Annotated in this window: 15 protein-coding genes and 1 pseudogene; 4 read left to right on the top strand and 12 right to left on the bottom strand. The window is 48.1% G+C overall.

Annotation, left to right across the window (positions count from 1 at the left end):
* Window positions 1–19 precede the first annotated feature (19 nt).
* From U5R06_11190 to U5R06_11170, 5 genes and pseudogenes are all read right to left on the bottom strand, one after another.
* The gene (locus U5R06_11190; protein ID MDZ7723340.1) at window positions 20–358 is read right to left on the bottom strand and encodes a hypothetical protein; all 339 of its coding nucleotides are present in this window, start codon (window positions 356–358) and stop codon (window positions 20–22) included.
* Window positions 359–441: 83 nt separating this feature from the next.
* Complete coding sequence (locus U5R06_11185; GenBank protein ID MDZ7723339.1) at window positions 442–1,020, bottom strand: nucleotidyl transferase AbiEii/AbiGii toxin family protein; 579 nt, start codon at window positions 1,018–1,020, stop codon at window positions 442–444.
* Entirely contained in the window at window positions 1,017–1,250 is a 234-nt protein-coding gene (locus tag U5R06_11180; GenBank protein ID MDZ7723338.1) for a hypothetical protein, read from the bottom strand. The genes U5R06_11185 and U5R06_11180 overlap by 4 nt, the downstream gene beginning before the upstream one ends.
* 280 nt (window positions 1,251–1,530) lie before the next feature.
* Entirely contained in the window at window positions 1,531–2,727 is a 1,197-nt protein-coding gene (locus U5R06_11175) for a hypothetical protein (protein MDZ7723337.1), read from the bottom strand.
* A 184-nt stretch (window positions 2,728–2,911) separates the two neighbouring features.
* Window positions 2,912–3,565: pseudogene (locus U5R06_11170) on the bottom strand (SDR family oxidoreductase).
* 202 nt (window positions 3,566–3,767) lie between these two features.
* On the opposite strand from U5R06_11170, the gene U5R06_11165 reads away from it, so the two are divergent.
* From U5R06_11165 to U5R06_11150, 4 genes are all read left to right on the top strand, one after another.
* A complete protein-coding gene (locus U5R06_11165) occupies window positions 3,768–4,325 on the top strand; it encodes an RNA polymerase sigma factor (GenBank protein MDZ7723336.1) in 558 nt (185 codons plus the stop codon).
* Window positions 4,315–4,740 (top strand): hypothetical protein, encoded by a 426-nt coding sequence (locus U5R06_11160; GenBank protein MDZ7723335.1) that lies wholly within the window; start codon window positions 4,315–4,317, stop codon window positions 4,738–4,740. Before U5R06_11165 ends, U5R06_11160 begins: the two co-directional genes overlap by 11 nt.
* Complete coding sequence (locus U5R06_11155; GenBank protein MDZ7723334.1) at window positions 4,737–5,195, top strand: hypothetical protein; 459 nt, start codon at window positions 4,737–4,739, stop codon at window positions 5,193–5,195. The genes U5R06_11160 and U5R06_11155 overlap by 4 nt, the downstream gene beginning before the upstream one ends.
* Before the next feature lie 141 nt (window positions 5,196–5,336).
* The gene (locus tag U5R06_11150; protein ID MDZ7723333.1) at window positions 5,337–6,095 is read left to right on the top strand and encodes a FlgD immunoglobulin-like domain containing protein; all 759 of its coding nucleotides are present in this window, start codon (window positions 5,337–5,339) and stop codon (window positions 6,093–6,095) included.
* A 140-nt stretch (window positions 6,096–6,235) separates the two neighbouring features.
* Here the strand turns inward: U5R06_11150 and U5R06_11145 are convergent, their stop codons facing one another.
* The 7 genes from U5R06_11145 to U5R06_11115 form a co-directional block, all read right to left on the bottom strand.
* Window positions 6,236–7,696 carry an FAD-dependent oxidoreductase gene (locus U5R06_11145; GenBank protein MDZ7723332.1) on the bottom strand — a complete coding sequence of 487 codons (1,461 nt, stop codon included), beginning with the start codon at window positions 7,694–7,696 and terminating at the stop codon, window positions 6,236–6,238.
* A gap of 41 nt (window positions 7,697–7,737) precedes the next feature.
* The gene (locus tag U5R06_11140) at window positions 7,738–8,619 is read right to left on the bottom strand and encodes a cation diffusion facilitator family transporter (GenBank protein MDZ7723331.1); all 882 of its coding nucleotides are present in this window, start codon (window positions 8,617–8,619) and stop codon (window positions 7,738–7,740) included.
* A 243-nt stretch (window positions 8,620–8,862) separates the two neighbouring features.
* Complete coding sequence (locus U5R06_11135; protein MDZ7723330.1) at window positions 8,863–9,465, bottom strand: LemA family protein; 603 nt, start codon at window positions 9,463–9,465, stop codon at window positions 8,863–8,865.
* An 11-nt stretch (window positions 9,466–9,476) separates the two neighbouring features.
* Window positions 9,477–10,196: a nucleotidyltransferase domain-containing protein gene (locus U5R06_11130; GenBank protein ID MDZ7723329.1), complete on the bottom strand. Its 720-nt coding sequence runs from the start codon at window positions 10,194–10,196 to the stop codon at window positions 9,477–9,479.
* A gap of 25 nt (window positions 10,197–10,221) precedes the next feature.
* The gene (locus tag U5R06_11125) at window positions 10,222–10,992 is read right to left on the bottom strand and encodes a TPM domain-containing protein (protein ID MDZ7723328.1); all 771 of its coding nucleotides are present in this window, start codon (window positions 10,990–10,992) and stop codon (window positions 10,222–10,224) included.
* 35 nt (window positions 10,993–11,027) lie between these two features.
* Window positions 11,028–13,397 carry a FlgD immunoglobulin-like domain containing protein gene (locus U5R06_11120; GenBank protein ID MDZ7723327.1) on the bottom strand — a complete coding sequence of 790 codons (2,370 nt, stop codon included), beginning with the start codon at window positions 13,395–13,397 and terminating at the stop codon, window positions 11,028–11,030.
* Between the two features lie 70 nt (window positions 13,398–13,467).
* Window positions 13,468–13,809, bottom strand: coding sequence for an STAS domain-containing protein (locus U5R06_11115; protein ID MDZ7723326.1), 342 nt, complete (start codon window positions 13,807–13,809; stop codon window positions 13,468–13,470).
* Window positions 13,810–13,856 lie beyond the last annotated feature (47 nt).

Below are 13,856 nucleotides of genomic sequence, written 5' to 3'. Positions count from 1 at the left end.
TTATTTATACGTATAAATTTCAACTCTGTATTTGACTGGATTTGGGTTTCGTATTATCAAAAACTACTTTTGTCACTGCATAGACAATCAATAGTCCCAGCGTAAAGAGAAATCCGACGGACAACATATTCAGCATGGCTGCGTGTCTGGATGTCATAGCTCCCTCGGGAAGACCATGAGCGGCTGACATCGCCGCACAGGCTTTACCCCAATCCGCCGCTGCTTTGATCAAAACCGCGAGTAGCGGCAGAAATACAGATACCCGGCACAGGGTGATCAGATTGACTTTTTTGCGTAAAATGATCTGCAGGACACACAGCACGAGTGAAAGAATGGTGAAAATACAGGCAAGTGTCATGGAACTGCTGGTTAAAATCGATTGCCTGGTAGCCTCCCTTTTTTTTGAGAAAACGAATTAATTTCATAGATTTAATATTATCATTACTCCCCAAATAATCTATTCAATCTTTCAAGAATAGCCGGTGCCTCTTTGGCTTGACATAGAGGAGTTAATTGTTCAATTATATAGTGGTAATTAATGTCGGTTTTATTACGAGATATAATTCCCTCAATATCTACCCAGTCTTTATCCCGGTCAGCAAAGGCTTTTAAGACAATCAAATCCTCTGCAGAACAGGTAAGTAATGAATATTCTGGAAGAAATTCAAAATAACTCGCTCTTTCAATCATATTTTCTTCAAATGGCAAGCCTGATAAAGAGATGTCGATTGAAACGCCATTTGAAGCATACAATAAAAGAACCCGGTTTTGAACTGCAAATTGATGGGCATTTGTGAGACGCGAGCGAAATTCGCGTAATAGTGCCCGTACATAGACCTCTTCAGCGCCAAATCCACACATCAGACAAATATCGATATCCTGCGTCATGCGCATTTCTCCCCATCGAATGACAGCCAATCCGCCAATAAAGCAGTAATTCCAGTTCTTCAGTTGAAAAAAGTACTGTAATTCCAAAGCAGCCTTGAATAATGGATTAACGGATAGAGATTGATTATTCATATCGGATCGTTCTGCTTTTCATGAATCAATTTGAAGAAATATTGCTGTTCGACAAGACCGGTTGTTTTACGGACAGTGGCGTGCTCACATGCGTACCACAGCATATCATTTAAAATATCGCGGTTTTTGATATAATAATCCGGAGCGCTGATCTCTTTTTTCCTGATATTCTGCATAGCAGATTCGGCTGCGTTCCAGGTTTTCACCCATTTTTTAATCTGTTCGTCCATAATCATATCCGTTTTTCAAATAGAATTTTTTTCATATCGTAATTCAAGCAAAAAAGCACGTTAAACCAGACGCATGAACCGCTAGACGATCATGCTTTAAAAAACCAACAAACAATAAAGCGCAGTTAATCGTTTGCCGTTGAAATTATTTAAAAGCTGTTGATTGCGTTTCAATCCCGCACGCATCGGATCGACAGTCCGGCGTTAATGTGCAGATTATTCCGGTAAATGTCCTGGCGATCGGGATACAGACGTCAATACATCATGAGATCATTACGGCTCAGCGCTGTATCACGTTAAAATGCAGTTTCGGACCCGCAGCCGATTTATTCTGAGAATCATAAAATGAAGCATGGATAGCACCCAACGGACGCAGGAGCAATCCTTTGGTTGTGCCGTCCAGAAGACGCTGCATCACGGGCCGCGAAATGGTAATGAAATTTCGACTGTCCCTGGTTTCCTGCGGTTCAAAATCATATATCATCTGGCCGTTGAAAACCTGTGACAAGTCTTGCCCATTGATAAAATCGTTATAGGTCACATTCTGCTGCTGCCAGTTTGGATCACCACCCGGAATCTCGATCACCCGGACTTTATCAAATTCCATGCCTAAATCCCATCCATAAGGTGCAATGTAATCACCGCCCCTGAGCACAGAATAGGTTGTGAGTTCCAGCAAACCGGCGTTTTCCGCTCTCTTTCCGGCACAAGAACAAAAATCCCAGCGCAACAACACCCAGTGATCGGCGTCCACAGTTAATACGCGCGCGCTATCCTGTCCACCCACATGCCAGTCATTAAAATTGACATCCGGGAATTCGGAATGAATGACCGCATCCTGTGCCACAGATAAATGTTTGGAAAACGCACTCGTCTCAGGAATGGGTGGGTGATATACCAGGGGTTCTCCTGCGTCTGGCTCAGCTTGATTCACATTCAACACCCGGGCGCGATAATAATCCAGATCCACATGATAACGGCCGACACCCCAATCCGTTACACCCAGCTGCACAAACACGGAATCCCCGGGCACGGCATCAAAATCCTGCGTGGTCATGCTGATGACATGCCAGTCTGTGGTATCAGCAATATCGTACTCCCGCAACTGTTTGTGAAAATTGGTGGTTCTCTGAGTGTTCACCATAAAATTGATCCGCCGCGGGGCACAACTCAAACGCACTTTGGCCTCTACGCGCAGTTCATATCCAGGCTTTTGCAATGATTTCATATCCACATCATCAGCGACATTGCGCTTTATGATCGCCCACCACACGTTGTGCCGATCCTGTGTGGCGTCTACTTTGATACGCGCATACCCGTCTTTCCGGACAAAATCCATAGTTACGGCCCCGTCTCCGGTGAACCAGCTCCAGCCATTCAAGGATGTATTTTGAAAAGACTCTTTGAATTCCGCTTGAGCAGGGTTCAGGACAATAATCATAAAAAGAAAAAACAATACACTTTTAAAACATTGCATACTAACACTCCTAATGACGGATATAAATTCGATCAGCATAAAATTCTTACACCTTAAAGCTCGGGGAAAATCAAATTTTGAGACATTTCTGCCTGCACCGATTCAAGGAATCTGTTGAGCACTTTTTCAGTCTCACAACCGGTACCCGCCGTCCACCACTACAATTTCGCCGGTCACAAATTCAGTGTCCAGTAAAAAATCCAGAGTACGGGTAATGGTATCGGGACTGCCGAGATGCCGCAGCGGTGTCTTGTCGCGTACACGCTGTTCAAAGGTATCATCGCGGTTGGACGGGGACAAGACATGTCCGGGGGCAATACCGTTCACCCGGATATCCGGCGCCAGTTCCAGGGCAGCCATGCGGGTAAGCTCAGCCATTGATTTTTTTGCCAAAAGATATACATTGTACTCTGAGAGATTGTTGTCAATTTCCGTATCCAGCATGTTAATCACATGACCTTTCCCCACACGTCGTGCAAACTCGCGCAACAGGAAATACGGGCGCTTTGAAATTAATGCTGAAATGTTTATCAAAATAATCCGGGTCAGTCTCTACTATTCGTCCTTTTGCAAAGGTCGAGGCGCTGTTGACAAGCAGACCCAGATCCGGAAAATCAGCAAGCGCCCCGGGTATCAGATTCAAGGTCTGCTGCATATCGCAGAGATCCGCCTGATAAAGTCGGCAGCTTACACCGGCGCGTTCTATCTCCGCCTGTGTCTCGCGGGCAGCATCCGCGGAATGGTTGTAATGCAGGGCAATCTGACAGCCCCGGGATGCCAGATGCAGTGCGATGGCGCGGCCGATGCGTTGGGCAGCGCCGGTTACCAGTGCGGTCACAAAAATCTCCTTTTGGTTGATTGTGCGGGCATGGTCCTGCTCGTTTGGTGTTTACGGTCGTATACTCGTAAATTAACAAAAATATCCGGAAAAACAAGCAAACATTCATCAGCAAACCGGCTGTACTCACACACAAAAACCTGGTAATACCAGGGAATAATTCTTATACTTTATTGTCTAATCAATAAAACCATGAGGTAGAATGTCAGCGCCATCGGACCAGGAACTTGTTCAGGCATCCATCAACGGAGACAGTTCAGCGTTTCGACTTTTGGTCGAACGCTATGAATCGCAGATCGCCGCTACTGTCATCGGAATGCTGGGCCCCGGTTCGGAAGCGGACGATGTCGGTCAGGAAGCGTTTATCCGGTTTTATAACAGCATGTCGAATTTCCGCGGCGACTCTGCATTGTCGACCTATCTGACCCGTATCGCGATCAATTTATCCCTGAACGCGATAAAGCGCAGACAACGCATGGAAAAAGTGCATCTGCCTCTGGAACAGGCGCACAACCAGACCGGTGATCCGCCCGATTATGATGCAAAAGAGCGCAAACAGCAAGTACACCGGGCGCTTCAGGCTCTGGATGCCAAACACCGCGCTGTGGTGGTGCTGCGTTATTTAAAAGGATACAGCACCTGGCAAACCGCGGAAATTTTGGACATTCCCCAGGGTACGGTGCTCTCACGACTGGCGCGCGCACAGGAAAAACTCAAAAAAGTATTGGAACCATACATGGGTGAATATAATGCGATATAAATGGCGTAGATTGTTATTGCGGTCTCTTGAAGGCACACTTTCCGACAGAAAGCAGCGCCGGTTAGATGCCGCTTTGGAAAACCATCCGCAGCTCAAAGCGGATCGGGCTATGCTGGAACAAACCCAGCAATGGTTTGATAAAGCGCCCGAGTTCTCATTCCAGCCGTTTTTTGCGCAACGGGTAACCCAGCGGATTTACAAGGCGGTTCAGGACCCGCCCGACCTGTTTGTACTGATTTACAGCAAATTCAAGCGGCTGGCCATCGCGGCTTCGTTGATCATTGCCTTGCTGATATCCATCAATATCATGCAGAACCACTCGTACCCGGTGATCTATAATTATTTGATCTCAAATATGACGGTGGAAGAAACATTTACGCCGAATCTTGCCGAATCTCTGGAGGATTTGCTATGAAAAAACAATCAAAAAGCACATTAATTTTGATTGTCACTTTATTAATCGGCATGGCTATTGGGGTTTTGGGATACCGGGTCTATATGCTGCAGCGTATCCGGGAATTTAAAGACCATCGTGCCGATCTCATGTTCGAAAAGCTGTTCGCGCGGGTGGTTCAGCCCACCCCGGAACAGGCTGATACGCTGCGAGTCATCTGGCAAAAGTACCGTGAACAGCTTGAAAGCAATCATAAACAGGTTTTAAAAGAGACCAAAACCATTCTGGACTCGATGTTCAAGGAAATGAGGCCTCTCCTGACCGAAGAACAGATCAAACGATTGAAAGAACGCCGTCACCGGGACAAACGACCGCATTTTCATAACAGAAAACCGCGGCCGGAACCGGATAGTGGATTTTATAAAGACAAGGACCGGGATAAACCGAGCCCCCCGAATAAACTTTTTTTGGAATAAAACTGAACCAGCTTTGTCAAACCGGTGAATTCATCAGGAACGCGTTCTTTTCTTATTTTAACCAAGGAGCAGGATCATGAAACGATATCATATATTTTTCACAGCGCTTTTCCCCTGATTTTACTGACTGCGGCATTGACCATGGCACAACCGCATCAAGGACGACATTTTCTGAATGAAAATCTGACGGAAGAACAGCAACAGATGATTCGGGAGACCGTACAGAACCTGCGTGATCAGGGCGCCTCGCGCGAAGACATTCACGCGGCGGTGGCCGAACTGTTCGAATCCTGGGGACTAAAACTGCCGGAACGGCCCGGACGAGGTCACGGTCCGCAATTTCATCAGTTGACCGAGCAACAGCGGGAAACGCTCAAATCCACGATACAGGACCTGCGCGAACAGGGCGCTTCACGCGAAGAGATTCACAAGGCGGTTGCGGAACTGTTCGAGTCCTGGGGACTGGAACGACCGAAAAGATTAAAGGATTTGTCCCGAATTGAGAAAAAACAATTGCGGCAATACATCCGGTCTCTGCGAAAGCAAGGCTTGTCCAGACAGGAGATCAGAGCCGCAGTGCGCGAATGGCTTCAGGGATTGAACAAAGCTACAGAGATGAATGACGACAATTTTGAGACGTTTAACGCGCCGAATCCGTTCAATCCGAGCACCACGATCACTTTTTCACTTGATGAACCTTCCGAAGTGCGCATAAAAATATTCAACATCAAGGGTCAGCTGATACAAAGTTTTGATCAGGGTATGCAGAATACAGGTTCTCATCGTATTCTGTGGAATGGCGTAAATGAGACAGGTGAACAGGTGCCATCCGGAACCTATTTGTATCAAATTCAGGCTGGGGATAAGGTTTCAAGCAAACAAATGCTGCTTTTAAAATAAACTCGAGGCAGCGGGCACCTGATCTGCCCGCTGCTGTTTCTTCGCTTTATTCAGCAAAGCTTTTCACAGGCAGAAAAATATAAAATGTACGGCCCGGACCGGACTGAAAAATACATATGAACAGAAACATCATCCACTGTTTAGGCTTCAAAATACACACCGCCTTTTTCCAGAGCTTTATGCAGTTTCGGGTATTTCAGATCTCGGGAACCGATATTCTTTTCTGCGCACAAAGCGGCCGCCGTACCCGCAGCCTGACCCTGCCCCATACAGCTGACAGTGTTGCGCGTGGACATGTGCGCGCGGTGATCCGAGGTGATCATCATGCCCACGGCATACAGATTATCAATACCCCTGACGCACAGAGCGCGGTACGGAATTCCATAGGTGCCGCCGTCCTTGATCTGGTAACGGGGGGCGGAATCGTGGAATCCGTATACAAACGTATCATCATCAAAATGCCGGGCGTTGATCACATCTTCATGCGACAGATCGTAATCGCAGGTCACCTGGCGTCCGCGGCGGATAACCAGCGACGGACTGGTGCGCGCAATAAATGCTTTTTCAAATCCAGGCACAAATTCCCGGTACAGCGCCTCAGCTTTTTCCATGCGCTTGCGGATCTCGATCTCGGCTTTGGCCACATCATCGCGATTGATCACACTGCCGGGGATTTTGTAATTGCACTTGATGTACATCAGGTAATTGTCATGTGTGGTGGTGGTCACCATGGACATGCCGATTTTCCGTGCTTTATCGACAAAACCGGGAATATCCAGACGTTCCGCGCCCATGCGTACAAATTTGCCGTCCTCACCGCTGCGCGGTCCGCGGCACATCTGTCCCACCGCATCGTGCGATTCCAGAAACTTGTGATAATCGTCAATAGACGCATTCGCAAATCCAAAACTGTTGCAACTGGCATAGTCATTGGGAACGGTAAATTCCGCTCCGGCATAGGCGCTCAGATCAGCATATCCGGTGGAATCGATAAAGCTCCTGGCCATGACCGCCTCGCGTCCGGAACGGCTTTCTGTGATTACGCCTTTGATGCGGTCGCCGTCCATAATCGCGTCCACCAGCAGCGTATTGACCGCGACAAACACGCCCGCTTTTTCCAATTTTCGGAACGCCAGAATTTTATACTTTTCCACATCGACGGCCGTACACACCGAGTCATAGCCGCGACCGGTCTCCATTTCCGGATATCCGGTGGCGCCGCCCAGGGCGGTGAGTTCGTCCATAAATTCGCCGGGAATGCCCTGCACGACTTTGCGCCGTTCACAGTTCTCAAACGCGGTATACAGGTTGTAAAAACTGTGAATGGCCGTTCCGCCTTCCACAGCGATACCGCCCACATATCCCTTGGACTCGATCAGCATGGTTTTGGCGCCCTGACGCGCCGCTGCCAGGGCCGCAAACAGTCCGGCTGTGCCGCCGCCGGCTACCACCACATCAAAATGCCGCACCGGCAGCTTTTTAGCGGGTTCGGTATAGGTTTCGCCCGAGGGTTCCTGTGCTCCTGATCTTGCAGCATAACCCAAAGCCGAAGCTCCGACACCCAGAGTCACCATGTGTTTGGAAAAATTACGCCGATTCATAGCTAATCTCCTTTGTTTCAGGTTCGTCGCTCGAGCCCTTTTTATCTGACCAAAGGCTCAACATGCACCGTGGTTTCCATATCCAACTCATCACGGATTCGTTGCTCAATATCCTTGACGATTTCATGGGCTGTCTCAACGGTCATATTATTGGGCAAACGCAGGTGAAATGTAAGTTCCATGTGATCGCCGTATTCGTGTTTGTGAAAATGATGAATAGATTCGGATTTGACGCCGTATTCTTTACAAATATCACGGATTTTTTCCCGAGTAGCCGGATTGACGGCGCGGCCAAGAAACTGATGAATGGAATCACGAATAATCTCAAAGGCGGCATAACCGATCATCAAGGCCACCAAAAAACCGAGGACACCGTCCATCCACCAAAAACAGAAACTGAGAAACATCCCCACCAGCAATGCCGCGGAACTGATGGCATCGGAGCGGTGATGCCAGGCATCCGCCCGGAGAATATTGGATGTCACTTTTTTATTGGCCCGGAATGCAAACTGCGCCAGACCTTCTTTCACGACCACAGAAATCGCGGTTACAGTAATAGCAAGTGCGCCAAAAACCACACTTTCGCCGCCCTGCAGACGCAGCCAGGATTCCCGCAGGAAAGACCAGGCGACCACTACAAGCATCACACCGATAGCCAGAGTGGCAATGAGTTCAGCCCGGCCATGCCCGTAGGGATGTTCGTGATCCGCCGGTTTCTGCGCAACCTTGACGCCAAACAATACGACGATAGAAGACACTGAATCGGAGAGAGTATGCCATGCGTCAGCGATCAGGGCAATAGAGCCCACAACCGTACCCGCCCATAATTTCAAGCCGAACAACAGGATATTGGCGACAATCGCGATTCTGGCTTCAAGCAGCGTCAATTTTACAGATTTTCTCAACAGAGTCTTGACCATCATTTTTTCTCCACAGGAATCGGATAACCGACACTGTAAAGCCTAAAAAATTTACAAATTTTATCCGTTGTTTGACATAGCAAAAGACAATACACCCAATGCCCTGCCTCCCGGTCTTGCATCTTTGATTTTTATCAATGCAAAGTGATCAGAATAGACGATTGTCGGATCAAACGATATGTTTGAAAAGGTCATCTTGGAAGATAAATTCAAGGGCGGGGATCCCCGCCCTTGAATCAAAATCACTCAGTCCGTTCCAAAATCAACTTGTGGGACCGTCTGCGCTTCTTCAGGCGCTTCGAAATACGGACGCTGTTCAAAGCCGAACAGCCCTGCAAAGATATTGGACGGGAATGTGCGGATTTTTTGATTAAAAGCCCGCACCGCTTCATTGTAGCGCCGGCGTTCCACTGCGATGCGGTTTTCCGTCCCGGCGAGTTCATCCTGCAGACGCAGGAAATTCTGGTTGGCCTTGAGCTCCGGATAGCGCTCCACCACGACCATCAGGCGTCCCAGTGAGGAGGACAATGAATTTTGAGCGTTCAGATACTTTTGCATTTGCTGCGGATTATCTGTCATTTGTCCTGCATCCACCTTGGTCTGAGTGGCCTGAGCGCGCGCCTGGATCACCTGGGTCAGTGTTTCCTGTTCAAAGTTGGCATACCCTTTAACCGTTTGAACCAGGTTCGGAATCAAATCCATACGACGTTGTAACACATTTTCAACCTGGGCCCATGAACTGTTCACCTGTTCATCCAATGCGACGAAACGATTATAGGATGAGAACGATGAAAGCAGCACGATACCAAGGATCACGACCAGTACGATAATAAATATTCTTCTCGACATTGTGTCTCCCTCTACCATTTGTCCACGATTTTTGCCAGTTTTCTAATCTCTTCGATATAATGTTTGCAGAGTTGATAAAGTTCATCTTTGCCGGGATTCAGGGCATTGACCTGAATCACTTTATTGAACACAGATTCGTCCAGGCCAAACTCCTGAGCCGATTTCAACAAGGTATCTTTCTTGCGGGCAGGAGGCGTTACATCTTTTAGATGCAGCAACCCCGTGAAAATTGAAGAAAAGGCAGGGACAGTGGCATCCAACAGCTGCTTGAGCAGACGTTTTCTGCCGCCGGTGCGCAAAAATTCTTCCCGCAGATGCAGCAACTTGCCCTTGATCTGTTCTTCGCATTTTAAACGCAGGTCTTTGGGATCAATTTCCAAAGGTTCAAGAACATTTTCACCATAGACCAGATGATTGTATCTCTGCATATTTAAGAACTCGATCGGAAATGCATCCAGAGAAGATTCGATATAGTTCCGGGTTAAAAACAAAGGCGCCGCAACGCCCCGTTTGTCCCATTTTTTCATTAACGGCATATACTGATCAATATTCTGAATACCGGCATCGGTCAACACCACCAGAAAATTGATATCCGAGTGTTTCGGATCATATTCACCTTTGGCGCCGCTACCGTACAAATGAATAGCGACAACCTGTTCAGGAAACGCCTGTTTGATATCATCAGTAAATTCCGCAAATATGTCTTTTGGCGATTTGGGTTTTTTCGCCATAACTGATCCTCCGTAAATTTTAATTTTAATATCCGCCGCCGGCGCCGCCGCCGCCGCTCATACCACCGCCAAAGCCGCCAAAGCCGCCGCCAAAACTGCCACCACCACCGCCGCCAAAGCCGCCGCCAAATCCACCGGTACCGCGTCCCATCATTCCGCCTAACAGCAGCAGCGGCAGCAGTCCACCGCCGCCGCCGCGCCGAAAGATGGAAAACAGAACAAACAATCCGATCAGAAAGCAGATCGGGCTTCCTTTGCGGCCGGTTGACCGGGATGTTGTTTGCTGGACGTTCTGCGCACCCGTTACCGTGATATTATGTTCCTGGGCAACAAGCGCGGCAATAGTCTGAACCCCCGCCAGAAAACCAGGGCCATACTGTCCCTCTGCCAAGCGGGGACGAATAATCTCCCGATAGATATCTCCGGCCCGCGCATCATTCAAATAACCTTCCATGCCATAGCCGACTTCAATCCGGACTTTGCGTACATCTGTCACATTGAAAATAAGCGCCCCTTCATTTGTATCAGAACTGCCGATTCCCCAATGCTCGTAAAGACGAGCGGCATAATCAGTATACTCGTTCATGCCGATGGATTCCATGGTGACGACAACAATTGCCACACCCGCTTTTTGATAAACTTCACGGCAAATTGATTCCATCTGCTCCTGATACCGGCTCGGTATAACATTGGCAAAATCATTCACGGCATTGCCGGTATGATCGGGGAAATCCTGGGCAAATACCGGCAGCACACACAGACAACAGAAAAGTATAACGATATTTTTCATTGGCATATTGAAATCCATATAGTTTAATCAGCTGCAATAGATTACTGTAATTTAACCATTTTACAGGTTTTTACAAAAGACCCGGCTTTTAACGTATACAAATAAACACCGGAGCTCACCTGGGTACCGGATGCATCGGTTCCGTCCCACACAAACCTGTGATAACCCGCCTGTGCGGGTTCACGCACCACTTTGATCATACGTCCCAGCATATCATGAATCACCAGGGTTACCGGTCCCGTTACCCGAGCCGGCAGTTCGTAACGGATAACCGTTTCGGGATTAAACGGATTCGGATAATTTTGTTGCAATGCGAATGCTTTGGGAGCAGAGACCTCAACACGCAGGATTGAACTATAGGAAAACGCTCCATCCGTATCGGTTTGCTTGAGACGGTACTCATAGTGTCCGGTTGTCACTTTATCGATAAATTCATAGTGAACTGTTTTGCTGGTGGTGCCCCGGCCATTGACGAACCGCAGCGTCTGCCAGTCAGAGTCAGTCTGACCGAATTTGCGTCTCTGAACAGCAAATCCGAGATTATTGGTCTCCGATTGCGTGGACCAGCTCAGTACAACCCGGGCATCCGTGACACGAGCGGACAATGCGGCAAGTTCGACGGGAGTGGTTGCCTGCCAGGCTGTATTGGAGATTCCCGACCAATTATTATCATCATCAACGGCTCGGATCCGAAAGTAAAAAGTCACGCCGGACTGCAGTCCGGGCGCCTCAAACAGTTCGGTTTCACCGGCGCCGGCGCTTCCGGTATAGGACAGCTTGTCAGCCAGGGTGTACCAATAATAGTCCATCTCATTCGGCCCCATTTGGCTCGCTGTCGGGGCCTGATCATTGACACAGATCTCATAACGGCTCACGGGTCCGCCGCTCTGGCCGTCATCACCCGGAGCAGTCCATTCCAGAACGGCAGACGTATCTGTTACCGAGTTAACGTTTAGATCCTGCACAAAAGCAGGCGGAATCCTGTCATATTCCTGAAAAGTGACAACCGATTGTAAAGCCAGCCTCTGTTGTTCGTAAAGCGACTCTAATTCGCCGGTTGTTTTGTTTTCGGGAAAATAATAATCGAGAAAACGACCGCCTAAATTCAAAGAGTCATTTTTTTCCACTTCCCAGTCCTGAATGCGCAGACCGTTGACGCCAAACACCTGATAGTCTTCATAGCCATAATCGCCGTTCACCTTTTTATCGAAATAAAACAGAACCGGCGAACGTCCGTCATCGTATTTCAAATACTCTTTAGCGGGAAAGAACATATGCAGAGACGATACCTGATCAACCAGGCTGGAACTATGACCGCTGAATCCGTACCAGAGCGAATCCGGATTATCCCACTCGGCTTCATTTATCTCGTGATCAAAGATATCCAGATTATTGTCATTGATAATATGATCGTCGGTTTCATCCGTAAATTTTAAATCATAATGGTATCCGTGGAACCGCATCTGCAGGGCTGCGTCGTTGAATGCTTTGGAAAATTCCAGGTACGGACCTTTCAGCTTGTCAATATCAGGAAATTCCAGACTGAAATCCGGCGCAAATTCAGTATTATAGGGATAATATTGTATAGTCAACGGCAATTGCGCTTCACTCTCCATCAGGCCGCTGAATTCAACGGTGATGCGTATTTTACGAGTCACCCGCAAGGGGCCGCTGATCAGCTGAGGAGAACCGTCCTGGAAGGCTTTGATGTGAATCGAACCGATGGTGATGCCGCTTTGTTTGATCGTGTAAGACTTGTCAATGGACTCGGTGACATAAAAATCCTGGCTCAAATTAATCGGTATACCCTCAAATGTCGCTTCAATTTTGGTGATTTTAAGCTGAAACCGCCATTTATCCATAAAGTCCACATTGGACTCGCCGATTTTCAGCATCGCGGGCAGTCCGCTTGCGAGCAGACTGTCATGCGCCATCGTATAGGTTCTGCCATACACGGTATCATTGCGGACTGAAACCCATTGTTCTTCACTCGCCGCGAGATCCAAAGTTTGAAAAAAGTAAAGATACCCGACAGAACCGGAATGCGGATCCGTCACCGCCAGTTCATGGCGCTGAGTTACACCGGCTTGCGGCCAGCCTGTTATGTCGGCCTGGTCCCCCAGTTCCTGAGCAGCGATCAGCACCTCATCCGCAGGATCCAGCAAGCCGTTTTTGCTGCTGAAATAGGACGTACCGTCGTCAAGTTGATCAATTTGCAAAGTCGCTGCGGACCAGGTGTCTGTAGCTGATGAATAGGACCAAGCTTTGATCTCCTCCAATGGTTGTTGTAAAAACCGGGGAAAATCATCGCCCGTCAGCATAATCACATCGTACATGCGCGGAAAATCCGCAGATGCCATACCGGGCAGCCACAAGATACCCAGGCATAAAAAAAGCCATTTTACTTTCATCGCAAAAACCTCATGATTACCCCGGAATGCAAAGGGATCAGACAATATGCTGATCCCTGAAACCGATTCATTATTCCTTGTACGCGTCGATCGCTTCTTCTACGCTGTCAAACGCTTCAAATATGGTGATAAGCTTGGTTACAATAAACAGACTTTTTACTTTTTCAGTTGCACGAGCGATTTTTGCGTCGCCACCGGCATTGCGCATGGTTGTCAGCGAGCTCATCAAGGCACCCAGGCCTGTACTGTTCATCCAGGACACACCGCCCAGGTCGATGACAACTTTTTTAACGCCATTTGTGGCCAAATCTTTAACGCGCTTGTGAACTTCGGCTGTTTCCGGACCTCCCATCATCTTTCCTTTCAATTCAAGGACGGAAACGCCTCCCTTCATGCTTTCTTTAATCGCCATTCTGCACTCCTTTTGTTGTTTTATATTACAGAAAAATTACACTATTT

The sequence above is a fragment of the candidate division KSB1 bacterium genome (genome assembly GCA_034521575.1).
GTDB lineage: Bacteria > Zhuqueibacterota > Zhuqueibacteria > Residuimicrobiales > Krinioviventaceae > JAXHMJ01.
The sequence above is the reverse complement of the archived record's forward strand: the minus strand, read 5'-3'. Positions and strand labels throughout refer to the sequence as shown.